The organism is Marinobacter gelidimuriae (assembly GCF_000372805.1).
Lineage (GTDB): Bacteria > Pseudomonadota > Gammaproteobacteria > Pseudomonadales > Oleiphilaceae > Marinobacter > Marinobacter gelidimuriae.
This window is the reverse complement of sequence record NZ_KB889875.1, coordinates 106871-126482: the sequence shown is the minus strand read 5'-3', so window position 1 is coordinate 126482 and position 19612 is coordinate 106871. Positions and strand designations below refer to the sequence as shown.

15 protein-coding genes and 1 tRNA gene are annotated in these 19612 nt (G+C 56.1%); 2 read left to right on the top strand and 14 right to left on the bottom strand.

Annotated elements, in window-relative coordinates; translation table 11 throughout:
• The first annotated feature begins 16 nt into the window (after nt 1-16).
• Nucleotides 17-92: transfer RNA gene (locus tag A3OI_RS0106850), tRNA-Asn, on the top strand.
• Nucleotides 93-176: 84 nt separating this feature from the next.
• Here A3OI_RS0106850 and pyrF read toward each other — a convergent pair.
• The 12 genes from pyrF to purU form a co-directional block, all read right to left on the bottom strand.
• Nucleotides 177-887 carry an orotidine-5'-phosphate decarboxylase gene (pyrF, locus tag A3OI_RS0106845; protein ID WP_018403560.1) on the bottom strand — a complete coding sequence of 237 codons (711 nt, stop codon included), beginning with the start codon at nt 885-887 and terminating at the stop codon, nt 177-179.
• Between the two features lie 53 nt (nt 888-940).
• On the bottom strand, nt 941-2107 hold the full coding sequence (gene lapB, locus A3OI_RS0106840) for a lipopolysaccharide assembly protein LapB (RefSeq protein ID WP_018403559.1): 1167 nt from the start codon (nt 2105-2107) through the stop codon (nt 941-943).
• The gene (locus tag A3OI_RS0106835; RefSeq protein WP_018403558.1) at nt 2107-2409 is read right to left on the bottom strand and encodes a LapA family protein; all 303 of its coding nucleotides are present in this window, start codon (nt 2407-2409) and stop codon (nt 2107-2109) included. The genes lapB and A3OI_RS0106835 overlap by 1 nt, the downstream gene beginning before the upstream one ends.
• 58 nt (nt 2410-2467) lie before the next feature.
• Nucleotides 2468-2764, bottom strand: a complete 297-nt coding sequence (locus A3OI_RS0106830; protein WP_014870821.1) for an integration host factor subunit beta — start codon at nt 2762-2764, stop codon at nt 2468-2470.
• A 130-nt stretch (nt 2765-2894) separates the two neighbouring features.
• Nucleotides 2895-4589, bottom strand: coding sequence for a 30S ribosomal protein S1 (rpsA, locus tag A3OI_RS0106825; RefSeq protein ID WP_018403557.1), 1695 nt, complete (start codon nt 4587-4589; stop codon nt 2895-2897).
• Nucleotides 4590-4717: 128 nt separating this feature from the next.
• On the bottom strand, nt 4718-5398 hold the full coding sequence (gene cmk, locus A3OI_RS0106820) for a (d)CMP kinase (protein WP_018403556.1): 681 nt from the start codon (nt 5396-5398) through the stop codon (nt 4718-4720).
• Entirely contained in the window at nt 5398-7626 is a 2229-nt protein-coding gene (locus tag A3OI_RS0106815; protein ID WP_018403555.1) for a bifunctional prephenate dehydrogenase/3-phosphoshikimate 1-carboxyvinyltransferase, read from the bottom strand. The genes cmk and A3OI_RS0106815 overlap by 1 nt, the downstream gene beginning before the upstream one ends.
• 1 nt (nt 7627) lies before the next feature.
• The gene (gene hisC / locus A3OI_RS0106810; protein WP_018403554.1) at nt 7628-8752 is read right to left on the bottom strand and encodes a histidinol-phosphate transaminase; all 1125 of its coding nucleotides are present in this window, start codon (nt 8750-8752) and stop codon (nt 7628-7630) included.
• A 19-nt stretch (nt 8753-8771) separates the two neighbouring features.
• Nucleotides 8772-9869: a prephenate dehydratase gene (gene pheA / locus A3OI_RS0106805; RefSeq protein ID WP_018403553.1), complete on the bottom strand. Its 1098-nt coding sequence runs from the start codon at nt 9867-9869 to the stop codon at nt 8772-8774.
• A 2-nt stretch (nt 9870-9871) separates the two neighbouring features.
• Nucleotides 9872-10954, bottom strand: coding sequence for a 3-phosphoserine/phosphohydroxythreonine transaminase (gene serC, locus A3OI_RS0106800; RefSeq protein WP_018403552.1), 1083 nt, complete (start codon nt 10952-10954; stop codon nt 9872-9874).
• A gap of 51 nt (nt 10955-11005) precedes the next feature.
• Nucleotides 11006-13693 (bottom strand): DNA gyrase subunit A, encoded by a 2688-nt coding sequence (gene gyrA / locus A3OI_RS0106795; RefSeq protein ID WP_018403551.1) that lies wholly within the window; start codon nt 13691-13693, stop codon nt 11006-11008.
• A 127-nt stretch (nt 13694-13820) separates the two neighbouring features.
• Complete coding sequence (gene purU / locus A3OI_RS0106790) at nt 13821-14675, bottom strand: formyltetrahydrofolate deformylase (protein WP_018403550.1); 855 nt, start codon at nt 14673-14675, stop codon at nt 13821-13823.
• Between the two features lie 143 nt (nt 14676-14818).
• On the opposite strand from purU, the gene ggt reads away from it, so the two are divergent.
• Nucleotides 14819-16639: a gamma-glutamyltransferase gene (ggt, locus tag A3OI_RS0106785; RefSeq protein ID WP_018403549.1), complete on the top strand. Its 1821-nt coding sequence runs from the start codon at nt 14819-14821 to the stop codon at nt 16637-16639.
• Between the two features lie 44 nt (nt 16640-16683).
• Here the strand turns inward: ggt and A3OI_RS0106780 are convergent, their stop codons facing one another.
• Nucleotides 16684-18741 carry an FUSC family protein gene (locus A3OI_RS0106780; RefSeq protein ID WP_018403548.1) on the bottom strand — a complete coding sequence of 686 codons (2058 nt, stop codon included), beginning with the start codon at nt 18739-18741 and terminating at the stop codon, nt 16684-16686.
• 1 nt (nt 18742) lies between these two features.
• Nucleotides 18743-19603 (bottom strand): efflux RND transporter periplasmic adaptor subunit, encoded by an 861-nt coding sequence (locus A3OI_RS0106775; protein ID WP_018403547.1) that lies wholly within the window; start codon nt 19601-19603, stop codon nt 18743-18745.
• Nucleotides 19604-19612 lie beyond the last annotated feature (9 nt).

The following is a 19612-nucleotide window of genomic DNA, read 5'->3' as shown; positions in this document are numbered from 1 at the left end:
CGTCTTACGACGATGTTCCCTGATAGCTCAGTTGGTAGAGCAACGGACTGTTAATCCGTTTGTCGCTGGTTCGAGCCCAGCTCGGGGAGCCACTATTTAAAAGCCCGCTAATTCTTTGGATTAGCGGGCTTTTTCGTTCTGGTGTTTGCCGTGGTAGAGCCAGAAACAACAGCGAACTACAAGCCAGCCACCTCAGCATAGATCGCTTCCAAAGCAGCCAGAGGATCAGCAGCCTGGGTGATGGGGCGGCCGATGACCAGGTAGTCGGAGCCGGCTTTTAGGGCTGCTGCGGGGGTCATGATGCGTTGCTGGTCGCCCTTATCGGCGCGAGCTGGGCGAATGCCGGGGGTGATTAGCTGAAAAGCTGCGCCCTGCTCTGCTTTTAGCTTGGGGGCTTCTTGCGCTGAGCAGACTACGCCGTCCAGGCCACAGTTTTTGGTCAGGGTGGCCAGGCGTGAAACCTGGTCTTCGGCAGAGGCGTTGATGCCGATGCCCATCAGATCTTGCTCGGTCATGCTGGTCAGCACGGTGACCGCAATCAGCAGAGGCTTACCGGCGCCGAAGCGTTCCAGGCGTTCGCGGCAGGTGATCATCATTTTTTCGCCGCCGGAGGCGTGCACGTTCACCATCCATACACCCAAATCGGCCGCTGCAGCAACAGCACCGGCGGCGGTGTTGGGGATGTCGTGAAATTTCAAATCCAGAAACACCTCGAAGCCACGCTGCTGGAGCTCGCGAACTAAAGCCGGGCCACTGCTGGTGAACAACTCTTTGCCCACTTTCAGGCGGCATTTTTCTGGATCCAGCTGATCGGCCAAGGCTAGTGCGGGCTGATCAGAGGGGAAATCGAGGGCAACGATGATGGGGGATGCTTGGGTGCCTTGCACGCTGGGGTTCCTGACGTTAAATGAATGGATGTGATCTATAGGGGATCGCTGGTTTATTCTGCGTCTACGCCCTGAATCGGGCGAACGGTTTCCCATTGGCGGCAGCTCGGGCACAGCCAGTGCAGTTGCTGGCCGTCAAAACCGCAGTTTACGCAGCGGTAAACAGGGCGGTTGTGCAGTATCAATTCGCCGATACGGCTGACCAGACGGCTTTCATCGGTGGTCATGCCCTTTTCGTATCCGGCCATTTCAACCAGCTGCAATAAGCCGCGTACGCCAGGGCGGACCTCCAATTCGCCACGAAGCAGAGCAATAGCTGCTAGGCGGCCGGAGCGGCGCTCTACCGACTCTACCAGCGCCAGCAGCAAGCTGGTGCTGGGGTAGCTTTCATAAAGCTTGCGCAACTTCCGACCGAGCTTGCTAATATCGCCGTGTTCGCGTTCCAGCTTCATCAGCTGGTCGATGGCTTCCGGGCCGAAGTCGGGGTTCTGCTCGAACACTTTGATTGCCATGGTGCCGGCTTCGCGGAAGCTACCCTGCCGGGTCAGCAATTTCATCAGTATCAGAGTGGCACGCACGCAAGAGCGGTCGAATTTCAGCGCTTCTTTGGCCAGGCGCTGGGCGCCCCATCGGTCATCTTTTCGCAGTGCTTGCTCCGATTTTTCGCAGGTCAGATAAGCCAGAATTTTAAACATGGCCGGGTCTGCGTCGCCGCGGGTGAGCGTTTGGGCTACCTGAGAAGCTTTATCCCACTCACGCTCGCGTTCGTACAGATCAATCAGCTGGATTGCGGCACTGCGGCCATATTCACGATCGCCCATCAGCTGCTGCAACAACGCCTCTGCACGGTCGAGCAAACCGGCATTGAGGTAATCCAGAGCCAGTTCGAGGGTCACTTGAGGAGAATAACGGGCAGGAAGCTCAGGGCGGTCAAGCAAATTCTGATGAATCAGAATAGCGCGGCCTGTTTCGCCTTTGTTACGGAAATGGCTGCCAATGGATAAATGCAGGCTTACCGTGTCGCGGTTGACCGCCAGTGACTGAACAAAGTTATCAACGGCCTGGTCGGAGTAGTTGGTGAACAGAAATTGCAAACGATCACGCACCGATTCTTCATCGGCTATTACCTCATTGTGGCTGCGCGAACCCCCGAAGCGGCCAACAGCCCAACCAACCGCGACTGCTGTGCTAACCAGCAGCCACTGAAACATCATGTCCATTAAACCGTCCGATCGTTCTGAGCCCGCTCTTTCCCCAGTGTTTGTTCAATACGTTCAAGCTTTTTCTGCAGGGATCGCCGCGACACCTTGGCCTTTACCGTAGCCAGTGTGGCCATCAGAACGCCCACCAAAGCGCCAATCACAAAGGCCAGGATTATCCACAACGCTACGCCATGGGGGCGGGTTTCAAAAACCAGAAAGTTCAGCGGAACGGCCATCTGATTATTCAACGAGAACACCAGTGCCAACAGAACCAGCACTAATACCAACAGAACGATCAGGATTTTCTGTAATCCCGCCATAACAATAGAACTCCTGAAGGCCACTCAGGCCCGATTGAGAAACGGCACCAACACAACATCAGAAACCCTGTTTCAGGCTCTCGTTAACCTGTTCGCGCAGTTCTTTGCCGGGTTTGAAGTGGGGCACAAATTTTGCCGGTAATTGCACGGCTTCACCGGATTTCGGGTTACGCCCTACCCGCGCGGCACGATGGTGGAGGGAAAAACTACCAAAACCGCGGATTTCGATGCGCTGGCCATCTGCCAAGGATCGGGACATGTGCTCGATGATGGTTTTTACCGCCAGTTCCACATCTTTTACCGACAACTGCGTCTGCTTTGAAGCGATTAACTCAACCAGTTCCGACTTTGTCATGAGGTATTTCCCTCTTGCGTTATTATTCGGTGAATGAAACTACTTTACCATGCCTGTAGTTTAGCCACACCGAAAAAAAACACAAAAAAAACGGGCTCTTAGAGCCCGTTTTTTTGACACAACTCAGAAATTAATCTTTGTTGGCGTTCTGCTGCTGCATCTGTTCCTTGATGAGATCACCAATGGTGGTCGCACCGGAGGAGCTTTCTGCAGTCTTGGTACGCACAGTCTCAATAGCCTGCTTGTCGTCTTCAACGTCTTTCGACTTGACGGACAGGTTGATAATGCGGTTTTTGCGATCAATGCTGATGATCTTAGCTTCAACTTCTTCGCCTTCCTTCAGCGCGTTGCGTGCATCTTCAACACGGTCACGGCTGATTTCAGAAGCTTTCAGAATGGCTTCAACTTCATCGCTCAGGGTAATAGTAGCTGCCTTGGCGTCGACGGCAGAGACAACACCTTTAACGATAGAGCCTTTGTCATTCAACTGAACGAACTCTGCAAACGGATCGCTTTCCAGCTGCTTGATACCCAGAGAGATACGCTCACGCTCGGGATCTACAGACAGGATAACGGTGTCAACTTCGTCGCCCTTCTTGTATTCACGTACGGCTTCTTCGCCAGTCTCGTTCCAGCTGATATCAGACAAGTGAACCAGACCGTCGATGCCACCGTCCAATCCAATGAAGATACCGAAGTCAGTGATTGACTTGATCTTACCGGAGATGCGGTCGCCCTTGTTGAAGTTGCCAGAGAAGTCTTCCCATGGGTTGGATACACACTGCTTGATACCCAGGGAAATACGACGACGCTCTTCATCGATATCCAGAATCATCACACCCACTTCATCGCCAACCTGGACAACTTTCGAAGGATGGATGTTCTTGTTGGTCCAATCCATTTCAGACACGTGAACCAGACCTTCAACGCCTTCTTCCAGCTCAGCAAAGCAGCCGTAATCGGTCAGGTTGGTAACGCGTGCTGTGACCTTGCTACCTTCTGGGTAGCGAGCCTTGATTTCAACCCAGGGATCTTCACCCAGTTGCTTCAGACCCAGTGATACGCGGTTGCGCTCACGGTCAAATTTCAGAACCTTGACGTTGATTTCGTCGCCAACGTTCACGATTTCGCTCGGATGCTTGATGCGCTTCCAGGCCATATCGGTGATGTGCAGCAGGCCGTCAACACCGCCCAGATCTACGAACGCGCCGTAGTCGGTCAGGTTCTTGACGATACCCTTAATTGTCAGACCTTCGGTCAGGGTTTCCAGCAGAGCTTCGCGCTCGGCGCTGTTTTCAGCTTCCAGAACGGCACGACGTGAAACAACCACGTTGTTACGCTTCTGGTCGAGCTTGATAACCTTGAATTCAAGTTCTTTATTTTCCAGGTGCGCGGTATCGCGAACCGGACGAACGTCTACCAGGGAGCCCGGCAGGAACGCACGAATACCAGCCAGATCAACGGTGAAACCACCCTTAACCTTGCCGTTAATAATACCTTTAACCACTTCTTCCGCTGCGAAGGACTTTTCAAGCACTGTCCAGGCTTCTGCACGCTTGGCCTTTTCGCGGGATAGGCGGGTTTCGCCGAAACCATCTTCAACTGCTTCCAGGGCTACGTCTACAACGTCGCCGATGGCTACTTCCAACTCGCCTTTTTCATTCAGGAACTGGGAGGCGGGGATAACGCCTTCGGACTTCAGTCCGGCGTTAACGGTGACCCAGTCGCTATCGATATCAACAACGGTTCCCTGGACGATGGAACCTGGCTGCATATCAATTTCTTTTAGGCTTTCTTCAAAAAGATCCGCAAAGCTCTCGCTCATTATGAGTCCTATATGTTCAACGCAAGTATCTCGTGCCACCAGCAACACGGTCTGTTAATTAAGTCCGGAATCAGCCTGGGGCTGGCAGATTGTGCTGTTCCCGGAGTTCCAATGGCAAAAAGGTGCCGTCAGGCCTGGCCTGCTGCTGCCATACACCTGCCTAACACCTCTTCTATGCTTAAACCTGTGGAATCAATGACTTGCGCATCATCCGCGGGCTTAAGCGGGGCAGCCGAACGATTCATATCCCGTTCATCACGTACCCGAATCTCTTCTAAAACGTTGGCAATACTAACATCGACGCCGGCTTGCAGCAACTGGCTGAAACGGCGTTGCGCCCGCTCTTCAGCGCTGGCCGTCAAAAAGATTTTTACCGGTGAGTCCGGGAACACCACTGTGCCCATATCACGACCGTCGGCTACAAGGCCTGGCGCCTTACGGAAATCGCGCTGGCGCTGCAACAGAGCATCTCGAACCGACTGCTTCACAGCCACTTTAGACGCGTTGTTGCCACACTGTTCGGTGCGAATCGCAGCGTTTACATCTTCACCGGCCAGCAGTACTTTTGCGGGTTCACCAGGGGCCGCGGGCTCAAAGGTGACATCCAGACTGGCCGCCACCGCTACCAGAGCGGGCTCGTTGTCTAGCGCCACGCCCTGGCGCTCGGCCGCCAATGCGGTCAAACGATAAAGAGCGCCACTGTCCAACAGATGCCAGCCCAGCTTGCGCGCCAGCATTTGGGTAATGGTACCCTTACCGGAACCACCCGGGCCATCCACAGTAATAACCGCTGCCGGCTGCACACCCATCAGACATCTCCCTGGCTTTGGATATTCATACCCACCTGCTGCGCCAGTTCGACAAAACCGGGGAACGACGTTGCGACGTTGGCGCAGTCGTTGATGACAATCTCGCCCTTTGCACGCAGTGAGGCCACCGCAAACGACATGGCAATGCGATGGTCGCCGTGGCTGTTAACAATACCGCCGGCCATGGCCTGGCCTCCGTCGATGATGATGCCGTCGGGGGTGACCGTGGTTTTAACGCCTACCGCTGCCAAACCGTCCGCCATTACCTGAATACGGTCACTTTCTTTAATCCGCAGTTCTTCCGCGCCACGCAGCGTGGTGCGACCTTCGGCGAAGGTAGCAGCGATAAACAGCACCGGAAACTCGTCGATGGCCAGCGGCACTTCCCTTTCAGGAATGTCGATGCCTTTGAGTGGGGCGTAACGCACGCGAACATCCGCCACCGGCTCGCCGCCAATCGCGCACTCGTTACTAACGTCAATGTTTGCACCCATTAGCCGCAGTATATTAATCACCCCGACACGAGTGGGGTTCATTCCGACGTGGCGCAATGTCAGGTCAGAGCCTGGCGCGATACTGCCGGCTACCAGAAAAAACGCCGCGGACGAAATGTCGGCCGGCACATCAATATTGCAAGCAACCAGCTTGCCGCCGCCGCTGACGCTGGAGGTCGCGTCAGCGCGATACACATAGTAACCAAAACCCTCCAGCATGCGCTCGGTATGGTCACGCGTAGGCGCAGGCTCGGTGACTGACGTGACGCCATCGGCGTATAATCCGGCCAGTAACAGGCAAGATTTTACCTGGGCACTGGCCACCGGCATGTCGTAGTGAATTCCGGCCAGTGGCTGGCTGCCGCGAATTTTCAGCGGTGGCCGCCCGCCTTCGGCCGTATCAATCACCGCACCCATGGCGCGCAGCGGGTCGGCCACCCGGCCCATCGGCCGCTTGGTAAGGCTGGCGTCACCCACCAGTTCGGAGTCAAACGCCTGAGCCGCCAGCAAACCGGAAAACAGCCGCATCCCTGTGCCGGAGTTGCCTAGATAAATGGGCCCGCGCGGCGCCTGCAAGCCGTTCATGCCAACACCGCGAATGCGCACGAAGCCATTGTCGGGGCCTTCAATGGTCACACCCATATCGCGGAACGCCTGCACCGTGGCCAGGCTGTCTTCGCCTTCCAGAAAGCCGTTCACTTCGGTAATGCCCTCGGCCAGGGCACCCAACATAATGGAGCGGTGCGACATGGATTTGTCGCCCGGCACCCGAATATCTCCCACAATTGGGCCGGCGGGCTGGGCCCGGAAGGTCACCTGATGTTCTGTATTGTTAGTCACGTAGGCCTGTCCTGAGAGCATTTTTGAAAAGTGTTCGCGAGCAGCTCTGGCACGAGTAAAAACCCGCAGCAAAGTGTCTCCATCCTGGTCGGCAATGGCCGAACGCAGTTGGTCGAGATCTTGGGTAAACCGGTCAATCGTAAGCAGCACAGCGTCGCGATTTGACAAAAAAATATCACGCCACATAACCGGATCGCTGGCAGCAATGCGGGTAAAATCACGAAATCCGCCGGCCGCATAACGGAATATATCCATATTCTGGTCGTCGCCGGCGAGGGTGTCCACCAGGGAAAACGCGATAAGATGAGGCAGATGGCTGGTGGCTGCCAGCACCTCGTCATGATGCTCCGCAGCCATGGTCAGCACGTTAGCATTGCAGGCACGCCACATGGCGGTTACTTTGCCCAAGGCTTGCGGGCAAGCATCATCCGCAGGCGTCAAAATGACTTTGTGTTTGGCGAACAGCTGCGGATTCGCCGCCCGAATGCCGCTTTTCTCCGAGCCGGCAATGGGGTGGCCGGGTATCACCGTTGCCGGCAAGTGTCCCAAAGCCGCGCGCACATCGTTTACAAATCCGCTTTTCGTACTGCCCACATCGGTAATAATGACATCGCCGTTCAGCGCCGATTGTATTTCCCGCAACACCGACTGAGTGGCTTTTACTGGCACTGCCAACACCACCAGATCAGCTCCGCTGACCGCCTGCGCAGCAGACTCTGCGGCGCTGTCGATCACACCCAGCGCCACGCCCAGGGCCAGCTCGTCGGCGCGGGTGTCAAAACCCACCACTTCTTTTGCCAGCTTGTTTTTGCGCAGGGCCGCAGCCAAAGAGCCGCCGATCAGCCCCAGGCCAATCACCGCAACGCGCTGAAACAGAGGCTGAGCTACAGGCATGTCAAGCGCCCTGCCCGGACGCTACCAGCGCCAGGGATAGTGCTTCGATAAAGCGCGCGTTTTCTTTCGCAAGGCCCACCGACACCCGCAAATGTCGTGGCATGCCGTAACCGGCGACGGGGCGCACAATCACGCCGTGAGCCAAAAGCGCCTGATAAACACCCAGTGCCTGCTCACCCACGTCTACCGCAATAAAGTTGGCGGTAGATGGAATGTACGACAACCCCATGGCGTCAAACGCAGCGCCAAGCTGAGCCAGGCCCTCACTGTTCACCCTGCGTGCTTCGTTAAGATAAGCTTCGTCGCTCAACACCGCCGTAGCCGCGGCCAAAGACACACTGCCCACGTTGAACGGCTGACGCACCCGGTTAAGAATGTTGGCAATGGCCGCCGAGCTGATGCTATAGCCAATGCGCAGCGCCGCAAGGCCCCAGGCTTTGGAAAAAGTGCGGCAGACAATCAGGTTGGGGTAGTCGGGCAACAGCACCAGGCCGTCGGCGGCATCTTCGCCCTGCATGTATTCGCAGTAGGCTTCGTCTAGCACCACCAGCACCCGCGCAGGCACTTTGTCCATAAACGCTTTCAGGGCTTTGGCGCCGTGCACCGTGCCTGTGGGGTTGTTGGGGTTGGCGACAAAAATCAGTTTTGTGCGATCGGTAATGGCCGCTGCCATGGCATCCAGATCATGCCCCCAGTCTTGCGCTGGAACGCACACGCCCCGAGCGCCAATCGCCTGGGTCACAATCGGGTAAACGGCAAAGGCGTACTGGGAATAAATCACTTCGTCATCCGCACTGGCGAAACAACGGGCGATTACTTCCAGCAGGTCGTTAGAACCATTGCCCAATGTCAGTTGTGACGTCTCGACAGCAAAACGCTTAGCCAGGGCCTGCTTCAAATCAAAGCCGTTACCGTCTGGATACAAGCACAACTCGCCCATCGCTTTTTGCGCGGCCTGCACAGCTTTCGGGCTGGGGCCCAGTGGATTTTCGTTGCTGGCCAGCTTGATGATGTCGGCCGGATTCAGGCCCAGCTCGCGCGCCAACTCTGCAATCGGTTTACCGGGTTGATACGGCGATAACGCCTGAACACCGGATACTGCAAGACTCTGGTAATCAATCGCCATGATTTATCCTTAAAGCGGGTTAAAGCACACCAATGGGGTAAGACCCCAAACGCTTGAGTTCTACCGCTTCTACATCCACTTCGGCCAATACTTTGCGGGCGGGCTCGTCGTCCATATGGCCTTCAAAGTCGATGTAGAACACATAAGCCCAGGTCCCCGTTTGCGAGGGCCGGGTTTCAATGCGAGTCAGGCTGATACCGTGATTGTGAAACGGCTCTAACAGCTGATACAAAGCGCCGGGCTTGTTGCGCATAGACACCAGCACCGACGATTTGTCGTGACCGCTGGGGGTAACCGCTTCGCGGCCAATAATCAGAAAACGGGTGGTGTTGTCGGGCCGGTCTTCAATGCTGTTGGCCAGCTTGACCAAACCGTAAAGCTCTGCCGCCATATCGCCGGCAATGGCGGCCGCGCCAGGCTCTGCTGCGGCACGACGCGCCGCCTCGGCGTTGCTGGAAACGGTGATGCGCTCGATACCGTAGCGGTGGGTATCCAGCCACTGGCGGCATTGGGCAAAGGACTGCTGGTGCGAGTAAATTCGGGTAATTTCCAGGCCGTCGTGCTGCAGCGCCACCATCAGGTGGTGGTGGATGCGCAGTTGCACTTCGCCGCAGATTTTCAATGGCGAAGACATGAACATATCCAGAGTGTGGTTGATCATGCCTTCGGTTGAATTCTCAACCGGCACCACGCCGTAGTGCGCAGCCCCGGATTCCACTTCGCGGAACACCGCATCAATGGCAGGCATGGGCACGCTTACCACCGAATGGCCAAAGTGCTTAAGCGCAGCGGCTTGGGTAAAGGTACCCAATGGCCCCAAAAAGGCAATGTGCAAAGGTTTTTCAAGGGCCAGGCATACCGACATAATTTCGCGGAACAAGCGCGCCATTTCCTCGCCGGGCAACGGCCCCGGGTTCTGATCCATAATACGGCGCAGTACCTGAGCTTCCCGCTCCGGGCGGTAATACACCACGTCTTGCCCCGGATTGGCGGCCATTTTTACATGGGCCACTTCTTGGGCGCAGCGGGCACGGGCACTGATCAGCTTCATGATCTGCTGATCAATACTGTCTATTTCGTCGCGCAGTTCCGCCAATCGAGCTTGCTCATCGCTCATGGTTAACCGCGCTCCCTGGCAAATTCCGCCATATAGGCGATCAGTGCGTCTACGCCGGCTTCCGGCATGGCGTTGTAGATGCTGGCTCGCATGCCGCCTACTGATCGGTGACCTTTCAGGTTCAGCAGCTGACGCTCATCAGCACCTTTTAGAAAAGCACTGTTTAGCGCTTCATCTGCAAGGATGAAGGGCACGTTCATCCAGGAACGGAAGCGCGGGTCGATCGGATTGGCGTAGAACGGGTTGGTATCAATAAAGTGGTACAGCTTTTTCGCCTTGCGGGCATTGAGCTCGCCTATAGCACTGACGCCGCCCTGATCTTTCAGCCACTTGAAAACCAGACCCGCCAGGTACCAGGAATAGGTGGCCGGCGTGTTGAACATGGAGGCGTTATCGGCCATCACCTGATAGTTCATCATGGTCGGAGTTTTCGCGTGGGCTTTACCCAGCAAATCTTTGCGAATGATGACAACCACAAGGCCGGAAGGACCGATGTTTTTCTGCGCGCCGGCGTAAATCAGACCGAATTTCGACACGTCTACGGGGCGTGACAACATGGTGGATGACATGTCCGCCACCAGCGGCACATTGCCGCTGTCAGGAACAAAATCAAACTCCAGGCCACCGATGGTTTCATTGGGGGTGTAATGCAGGTAAGCGGCATCGGCACGGGTTTTCCAGCCGGCCTGATCAGGCACGGTTGTAAAACCGCACTCGGCAGAGCTGGCCACCACGTTCACGTCGCCGTAACGGCGGGCTTCAGCGATGGCTTTTTCAGACCAAATACCGGTGTTTACGTAATCAGCTGAGGCTGAGTTACCCAGCAGATTCAGGGGCACAGTCGCAAATTGGCTGGAGGCACCGCCCTGCATGAACAGAACGGCGTAATCGTCTGATACTCCAGCTAAATCACGCACATCCTGTTCGGCAGTTTCGGCGATTTCAACAAACTCGTCGCTGCGATGGCTCATTTCCATCACCGACATACCGGTACCGCGCCAGCCGAGCATTTCGTCCCGTGCCTGTCGCAGCACCTGTTCCGGCAAAGTTGCCGGGCCTGCACAAAAATTATACGCCCTGCTCATGTTGCTCTGGTCTCTTGCGTCTTGCTGATTCAGTGTGCCGGCTGCGGCGACTTATTCGTCGCCGGCATCTGCGTCGCCATTATCGTCTGCATCGGTGCTGTTGCCGTCAAGCGGTTCGCTGCCTGCTTGCACATCGTTGCCTTCACCTGTAACACCTTCAACCTCGGTGCTTTCGTCGCTGACATCTTCGCCGGCGATGTCTTCGGCGTCGGTTTCCGCAATACGCTCTACACCCACCAGGCGCTCGTCTTCCTGGCTGAGCTTGATCAGGCGCACACCCTGGGTGTTGCGGCTGAGCACAGATACTTCATCGGTGCGGGTACGAACCAGCGTGCCCTTGTCCGAGATCAGCATCATTTCGTCGCCGTCGAACAATTGCAGTGCGGTGACCAGGTTGCCGTTACGGTCAGAGCACTGCATGGCGATAACACCCTGGCTGCCGCGACCGTAAGTGGGGAATTCGTCCAGGTTGGTGCGTTTACCGTAGCCGTGTTCACTGGCCATCAGTAATACGGCGTTATCCTGTGGAATGATCAACGACACCACGTGATGGCCCCCGGCCATACGGATACCGCGCACACCCCTTGCGGTGCGGCTCATCGGACGCACCGCGTCTTCTTTAAAGCGTACGGCTTTACCCGCGGTGGAGAACAGCATGATTTCAGCGCTGCCGTCGGTGATCGCCGCGCCAATCAGGGTATCGCCTTCGTCCAGCGACAGCGCAATCAGACCGCTGCTGCGTGGGCGGGAGAAGTTCGGCAGCGGAGTCTTTTTGACCACACCGGCTGACGTTGCCATCAACACAAACTGATCTTCCGGGTAATCCCGAACCGGCAGGAAGGTGGTGATACGTTCACCCTCGTCCAGCGGCAGAATGTTCACCATCGGGCGCCCGCGTGAAACACGGCTGGCGCGCGGAATTTCAAATACCCGCAACCAGTAGACTTTGCCACGGTTAGAGAAGCACAGAATCGTATCGTGGGAGTTTGCCACCAGCAGTTTTTCGACGAAATCTTCGTCTTTCATCGAGGTCGCCGCTTTACCACGGCCGCCACGGCGCTGGGCCTGATAATCTTCCACCGCTTGCGTCTTGGCGTAGCCGCTGTGGGAGATGGTCACTACCAGCTCTTCTTCATCAATCAGGTCGGCCACGGTTAAATCGCGGCGGGAGCTGGTAATTTCGGTGCGGCGCTCGTCGCCAAACTCTTCCACAATGGCTTGCAGTTCGTCGCGAATAACCTGCATCAGGCGCTCCGGGTTACCCAGAATGTCCAACAAGTCGGCAATACGCTCCAAAATTTCGCGGTATTCGTTTTGCAGCTTTTCGGTTTCCAGACCGGTCAGGCGGTGCAGGCGCAGGTCCAGAATCGCCTGGGCCTGTTCTGGCGACAGATGATATTTGCCATTGCGCAAACCGTAAATTTCCGGAAGATCGTCCGGGCGGCAGGCATCTTCACCAGCGCGGTCCAGCATGGCCATCACGTCTTCGGATCCCCAGCCTTGGGCAATCAGCTTTTCCTTGGCTTCGGCGGCCGAAGGTGAGGCTTTGATCAGCGCGATGATCTCGTCAATGTTGGCCAGCGCAACCGCCAGACCTTCAAGAATGTGACCACGCTCGCGGGCTTTGCGTAGCTCAAAAATCGTCCGGCGGGTAACCACTTCGCGACGGTGACGTATGAAAGCGTCCAGCATTTCCTTCAGATTGAGAATGCGCGGTTCGCCGTCAATCAGCGCCACCATGTTGATACCGAACACGGTTTCAAGCTGGGTCTGTTTGAACAGGTTGTTAATGATCACGTCCGGGTTTTCACCACGGCGCAATTCGATAACAACGCGAATGCCTTCCTTGTTGGACTCGTCACGCAGCTCGGTGATGCCTTCCAGGCGCTTCTCTTTCACCAGCTCGGCGATTTTCTCGATCAACCGCGATTTGTTCAGCTGATACGGCAGTTCGGTGATGATCACCGCGTCGCGCTTGGTCTTGGCGTCGTGCTCTACTTCGTGGCGGGCGCGAATGTACACGCGGCCACGGCCGGTGCGATACGCCTCAACAATGCCCGCACGACCGTTGATGATGCCCTCGGTGGGGAAATCCGGACCAGGAATAAACTCCATCAATTGGTCAATGCTTAAGTCTGGATCATCAATCAGCGCCAAACAGCCTTTCACCACCTCAGTGAGGTTGTGGGGCGGAATATTGGTGGCCATACCCACGGCAATACCGGACGAGCCGTTGACCAGCAGGTTGGGCACACGGGTAGGCATAACCACCGGAATCTGCTCTGTCCCGTCGTAGTTGGGCACGTAATCAACGGTTTCTTTGTCCAGATCGGCCAGCAGGGAGTGGGCAATCTTCTTCATGCGGATTTCGGTGTAACGCATGGCCGCGGCGTTGTCGCCGTCGATGGAACCAAAGTTACCCTGGCCGTCTACCAGCGGGTAGCGCAGCGAAAACGGCTGAGCCATACGTACGATGGTGTCGTAAACCGCAGAGTCACCGTGCGGATGGTATTTACCAATTACGTCACCCACCACACGGGCGGACTTTTTATAGGCTTTGTTCCAGTCGTTGTTCAACACCGACATGGCGAACAGTACGCGGCGATGTACCGGCTTCAGGCCGTCGCGCACATCCGGAAGTGCCCGACCCACAATCACGCTCATGGCGTAATCCAGGTAGGACTGCTTCAACTCGTCTTCAATATTTACCGGCAGGATCTCTTTGGCTAACTCACCCATCGAGAAAGGTTCCTTTGCGTTAACTGAAAATCGTATCAGGGCCCGATTCTGGCCCCGTCAATGAGTTCTTTAATAAGCCGAGCAGTATACCACACAGGCACCCTTCCCGGGGCTTTGAGGGCGACTGTTAATCAAACACCACGGTCTTGTTTTCGTGAGTGATCACGCGGTCTTCAATATGCGAGCGCAACCCGCGAGCCAACACACTTTTTTCCACATCTTTGCCCAGGCGCACCATGTCGTCGGTGGTATCGCGGTGGGTGATGCGAATCACCGACTGCTCTATGATCGGGCCTTCGTCCAGATCCTGAGTCACGTAGTGACAGGTAGCCCCGATAAGCTTCACGCCACGGCTGTAAGCCTGGTGGTAAGGGCGGGCGCCAGCGAACGAAGGCAAAAAACTGTGGTGAATATTGATCACCTTGCCCGCGTATTTGGCGCACAGTTCCGGCGGCAGAACCTGCATGTAGCGCGCCAGCACCACTACGTCGACCTGGTACTGCTCGAACAGGTCTTCAATGTGGGCAAAGGCTTCCTCGCGATTGTCTTTGCTGACCGGCACGTGGTGGTAAGGGATGTCGTGCCATTCCACCATGCGGCGCAGATCGTCGTGGTTGGACACCACTGCTACAATTTCGACGTTCAATTCTTTGCTTTGCCAGCGATGCAGCAGATCAGCTACGCAGTGAGATTCTTTGCTGCACATCAGCACCACTTTTTTCGGCTGCGCCGAATCGGTGATGCGCCAGTTCATACTGAACTCGCGGGCGATGGGCTCAAACGCTGCGCGAAACTGCTCTAGACCAAAAGGAATCGAGTTGGCCTTGATTTCGTGACGCATAAAAAACCAGCCACTGTGGGTGTCAGAATGGTGGCTTGCTTCGGTAATCCAACCGTTATAGGTGGACAAAAAATTACTCACCTTAGCGACGATTCCCACCCCGTCCGGGCAGGAAATCACAAGACGGTAGGTATGCTCCATGACAGCCTTTCCTTAACTCAAACGCGGGAAAGCGGATACGTTGGGGAAAGCCGCAACCTAAAATCAAGCTAACGACATTACGCACCAATGAAAATGACGGGCTATGATAGCTTATCTGAACGTTGGAAACGAGGAGCTAACGCATGTACAGCCACCTACAGGCACCCGATTCAAAAACAGCTTCAAACACCCACTCAGGGCGATTAAAAGCCACCGTGCTGGGTGCTTTTGTTATTAGCACCAAGTTGATGGCTATTAGTACCCGGTTAATAATTATTAGCACCAGTCTGGCTGTCAGTTACGGCGCCCACGCCGATGCCATTCTAGAGGGCGAACGCTTTAACCCGGTAACCGCTACCCAGGGCATGGTGTCTACCAGCCACACCCTGGCCACCGAAGTCGCGCTGCAGGTATTAAAAGACGGCGGTAATGCGGTGGATGCCGCGGTCACAGCCGGCTTCGCCCTGGCCGTTACCCAACCCCGTTCCGGCAATATTGGCGGCGGTGGTTTTATGCTGATAGCGCCGGGTGATGGCGCCGCGCCGGAAGCCATTGACTACCGCGAAACCGCGCCGGCAGCAGCCACCGAAGATCTGTTCCTGGACGACGACGGCAAAGTGGTACAAAACCGCAGCCGCTTTACCCACAAAGCTGCAGGCGTGCCCGGCACGGTGGCCGGACTGGCTCTGGCCTTGGAACGCCACGGCAGCATCAGCCTGAAGCAGGCTTTGGCGCCGGCAATTAAGCTGGCCAGTGACGGTTTTATTGTGCCGCGGCGCTTCAGCGAAGGGCTGGAGCAGGCCCGCGAGCGCATGACCCGCTGGCCGGCCACCCTGAAAACCTTTTATAAAGAAGACGGTTCAGCCTGGCAGCCCGGCGAACGCTTTCGCCAGCCGGAACTGGCAGCAACCTTGCAGCGCATTGCCGATCAGGGCACTGACGGCTTTTACAAAGGCGAAACCGCGCGCCTGATTGCTGAAGAAATGGCCCGGCACGACGGCCTGATTACCGAGGCTGATCTGGCCGGCTACAAGCCTGCCGTCCGCACACCGGTACACGGCACTTATCGCGGATACGACATTTACTCCATGTCGCCGCCCTCCTCCGGCGGCGTTCACATCGTGCAGATTCTGAATATTCTGGAAGGGCTCCCCATCGCGGAATTCGGCCACAACTCCGCCAGCGCCATTCACCACATGGCCGAAGCCATGAAACTGGCCTACGCCGACCGCACGCAATATCTGGGCGACACCGACTTTGTGGATGTGCCTGTGGCGGGATTAATCAGCAAGGGCTATGCAGAAGAGTTACGCGGCACAATCAACGCGGAAAAAACCCGCCCGGCCAGCGAGATAAAACCGGGGCAGCCTGCGGCTTATGAAAGCCCTGAAACCACTCATTTTTCAGTGGTAGACCGTTGGGGTAATGCGGTATCAAATACTTACACCATCAACTTCAGTTACGGTTCAGGCATTACCGTGGCCGGCGCCGGTTTTTTATTGAATAACGAAATGGACGATTTCAGCGCCAAGCCAGGCGTGCCCAACGCTTACGGTTTGATCGGCGGCGCAGCTAATAAGATCGAACCCGGCAAACGCATGCTCAGTTCCATGTCGCCTACTGTGGTGCGCAAAGACGGTCGCAACTTTCTGGTGACCGGAAGCCCTGGCGGCTCGCGCATCATAACCACGACTCTGCAGGTAATCATGAACGTGATTGACCACGGTATGAACATACAAAGCGCCGTCAGTGTGCCGCGTATTCATCACCAATGGCTGCCAGATCAGATTCGTGTAGAGCAAGGTATTAGTGCCGACACAGTGAAACTGTTGGAAAGCAAGGGCCACACGGTGGTCACAGACTCGGCTATGGGCGCTATTCAGAGCATCATGATTGGCGAAGATGGCACGCTTTATGGGGGTGCAGACCCCAGGCGCAGTACGTCATCGGCACAAGGTTTTTAAGCCTTGGAAAAATCAAAACAGCGATTACGCCATAAACACGTCCGTCAGGTTTTGGTCAGGCTCGCCACAGTGTGCGCCGTGCGTTCAAATGTGAGCGCAATGCGCTCGAACATACCCTCGATAATAACCGTTTGTTGATCTGGCAAGTCCACCGAATGTACAGCCTGCAACAAACGGTCGCTGGCTTCGCGGAACCCGGGATTGAATTCGCCACGAGAACTCATTAAGTAGGTGTCTGCCAGCACCTGCTGCCAATTACGCAATTCGGCATCTACCAACGGTCCACGCCGTTTATGAACCAGTTTGCGCAGGCGTATGGATGTGTGCCCCAGGTTAAGGCCGGTAAAACCCAGGTCGGTCATAAAGCGCTCGCTGCGTTTATTTTCCTGATCGTAATTGGCCAGCCGTAGCAGGCGCTCGCCCATGCGGCCGTTGTACCAGCGTTCCGGCGTGGGATGGTTGTTTATATCCACCAGATCTCGTGCCGTTGCGTGCAACAGTCGTCGTTTCATCAATTGGCTATCGGGCGGCGCAATCAGCTGAAATATCCAATAGAGCGCACCAATACCTACCAGCAGGCCGAGCGCATTGTTGGCGGCGTCTGCGGCGTTAAATGTCATATTGTTGCCAGGCTGAATAATCAGCGCAAAGGGAATACAAAAACCCAGGCCGTAAGGCAAGGTTTCGCGGTTGGCCAGCGCCACTAGACCCATATAATAAGGCCCGGCCAATACCAGTATCAGAATTTCAAAATCCCCGCTGCTTTGTGATAGCAGTGCCAGTCCGAACACCAGCGCCACCGGTACCGAGACCACCACGCCCAATAGCAGGCGGCGGAGAAAAACCTTCAGAAAGGCCAAAGAAAAGCGCGCAAAAGTGACCGAAAAAACCACCGGTATAATCATCATTAAAATAGCCGATGGGCTGGCAGTGGCCACCCAGACGGTGGCACCAAAAAGAAACACCATTCCAGTACGGAAACCGTTGATGGCGCCAAACAGAGGGTCCCGATGAGTGGACAGCTTGGGGGCCTTCAACAGCGTGTTGTCGGGATTTTCCAGAGCGTTGTAGGCCCGCAACACCACGGCCAGATCTGATGCCAGCTCTAAGGCCGTGCCTGCCAGGCGAGTAACGATCGCAGACTCGTCTATAAACGCAGACCGCTGTTCCAGCAACTGCCGTCGCAAGGCCTGCGCCAGACGGTAAGCTTCCTCATAGTTACCGGTCGCAACAACCAGACGAAAATGGGTGCGCATGGTATCCAGCATCTGGCGAAACGCTGGCGACAGCAGGTCATCGTGATTACGATGGAAACGGCCCAGAATCTGGGTCAGCGCTACCAGCGACAGCACCTTGTTGCTGAACAGATTGGCAGCCCGACTGCGCCCCGGACCCTCCGGGCTTTCATACACCACGGCGCTGGAGTCGTCTGCCAGCGCAACCAGGGTTTCCAGAATCTGCTCAGCGCTGTGATGACGCTGGTCGTGGGAGCTTTGCGGGTCCAGCTCGAAGGTCAGATTTTCCAGGGTTCTGTTAATCACCGTGCGGGCGTCGTCGCGCATTTGGTCTTTCACCATCATTGGCCACAGCAGCTTGCTGACCAACATGGCGCACACCGCGCCCACGGTGATTTCACTGATACGAGCCTGGGCAATATCAAACACGGCCTTGCTACTGGCGGCTTCGGCATTGGCCATCACCAGAATCACCACCAGAGCAGCGGTCATGCCGGCCATCGCAAAGGCATAGATAAAGTTTTTGCTGTGCACCATGGCCGCGGCCGCGGAGTTCAGGCTCACCCACAAAGCCAGACTGGCCAGTGCCAGCAGCGGGTAAGGTATCAGCAGCGCCAGTATCAGGATGCCGACGGCGCCCCCCAGCAGTGATCCCAGAATCAGGCACAGGGCTTTTTCGATTACCATCCCGCTTTCCGGGCGGATCTGTAGAAAAATAGCGGCGACCAAGGCCCAGTAAGGCCGCTCCAACCCCAAATACATGGAGGTGAACAGCGCCATGGCCATGGCGATAAGGCCTTTAATGGCGAAAATCACCGCGTGCTTGTCGGGCATCAGAAACTGTGCAAGCCAGGGGTGTAGCTGCATATTACTGATCGGTGTCGAGATAGATTGAAACCGTCATACCGGCGCTAAGATTGAGGCCTGGCGGCAGTGAGTCCAGAGTGATATCCACCGGTATGCGCTGGGCCAAGCGTACCCAGTTCACCGCCTGCTGCACTTGTGGCAACAACTGGCTGTTGCTACTAACGCTGGTGTCGGCAATGCCTTGGGCAATACTGGCGACCTTGCCCTGCATTTCACCGCCGCTCATCAGTGTTACCCGGGCATTTTGGCCAACGTGGATTTTCTGAAGCTTGGTTTCTTCAAAGTAACCGGTCACGTAAAACGAGCTTTTCTGCACCAAAGACACCACCGGCTGGCCCTGGTTCACGTAGTTGCCTTCGCTCAGGCTGAGATTGCTAACGGTGCCGGTTTCAGGCGCCGTTACCCGGGTGCGTTGCAGGTCAATACGGGCCGTTGCCAGCTGAGCCTGAGCCAACTCGTAACTGGCTTTGGCAGACTCGGTTTGAATGCGGTAGGTTTCCAGATTCTCGTCGCTAATAGTCTGGCGGCCGCTCAAGCCTTCGTGGCGCTGATACTGATGCTGGGCCAATTCCCAGGCGCTGCGCTTTTGCGCCAGGTAAGCGCCGGCTTCGGCAATTTTTGCCTGATAGCGGGATTCATCAATCACAAACAGCAAGTCACCCTTGTTAACCAGCTGGTTGTTGCTGACCTCAAGACGGGTTACCCAGCCGGACACGTCGGGCGCTACGGTAATGACATCTGCGCGAATACGGCCATCGCGGGTCCAGGGCGAATGCAAATAGTGATTCCATATCCAGTTGCCGGCCAATATGGCCGCAAAAACCACCAGCAAAGTAACCCCAATACGTAATAGTTTTCCCATAAGTCCGCT